Source organism: Pseudomonas sp. EGD-AK9 (assembly GCF_000465935.2).
GTDB lineage: Bacteria > Pseudomonadota > Gammaproteobacteria > Pseudomonadales > Pseudomonadaceae > Aquipseudomonas.
The window spans coordinates 1-1,124 of record NZ_AVOF01000609.1; the positions used below are offsets into that span (position 1 = coordinate 1).

At 69.0% G+C, this 1,124-nt stretch carries 2 protein-coding genes; both read left to right on the plus strand.

The features are described from left to right. Positions 1-558, plus strand: a 558-nt coding sequence (locus N878_RS21615; RefSeq protein WP_021445614.1) for a DUF1329 domain-containing protein, incomplete at its 5' end; no start/stop codon positions are given. A gap of 269 nt (positions 559-827) precedes the next feature. Next, positions 828-1,124, plus strand: a 297-nt coding sequence (locus N878_RS21620; RefSeq protein WP_036988522.1) for a YidH family protein, incomplete at its 3' end; no start/stop codon positions are given.

Here is a 1,124-nt window from a genome sequence, read left to right on the forward strand (position 1 = left end):
AGCGTGGCCTACGACAGCGCCGGGCCGACCACCGCCGGCCTGCGCACCGCCGACGGCCGCGACATGTTCAACGGCGCGCCCGACCGCTACGACTGGCAGCTGGTCGGCAAGAAGACCCTCTACGTGCCCTACAACAGCTACCGCCTGGCCTCGCCCGAGCGCAGCTACGAGGCGCTGATCCAGCCCGGCCACGTCGCCCCCGAGGCTACCCGCTACGAGCTGCATCGGGTCTGGGAGGTGGTCGCCACCCTGAAACCGGGCATGCGCCATATCTACAGCAAGCGCCATTACTTCATCGACGAGGACACCTGGGCGATCCTCGCCGCCGACCACTACGACAACCGCGGCGAGCTCTGGCGCATCGGCGAGGCGCACAGCTTCTACCACCCGACCGGGCAGGCCGCGGTCAACGCCATGGAAGTGACCTACGACCTCAACAACGGCCGCTATCTGGCCTCGGGCCTGGTCAACGAACAGCGCCAGCCGTTCGACTTCAGCTACCGCGCCAGCGCCTCCGACTACTCGCCGGGCGCCCTGCGCAGCAAGGGCCTGCGCTGATGCTTTACCCGACTGCCGGCCCGTTGTGGGTCGGCGGTTTTTTTGTGGCTGCCGCCCGAGGTTCATCCGCGCCAGGCGCGACGCGCAGCCTTGTAGGCAGGGCTGGGCGGCGATCCGCTTTAGCCCACGCGGACTACCACTGGTGGGCTAAAGCCCACCCTACGGGACTTTGCCGACACTTGACGCAGACACAGCCGATAAATTCGCGCCCACAGGCGCCTTGCTCCGCCCCTCGCCGTGCAATCTGCCTCCGATCTCTCCGGTGCCCCATGACCCCTCCTCCTTTGCGTAAACCCCTGACGCAAGCCCTGCTCGGCGGCGAAGAGCCCGACCCGCGTTTCACCCTGGCCAACGAACGCACCTTCCTCGCCTGGGCCCGTACCGCGCTGGCCCTGCTCGGCGGCGGCATCGCCGTGGAGACCTTCGCCGGTCAGGCCTTCGCGCCCTGGTTGCGGCTGTCGATCACCCTCAGCCTGCTGGCGCTGAGCCTGCTGCTGAGCCTCGGCGCCTGCCTGCGCTGGCTGGCGGTGGAGCGTGCCCTGCGCCACCGCAGCGCCCTGCCCCTG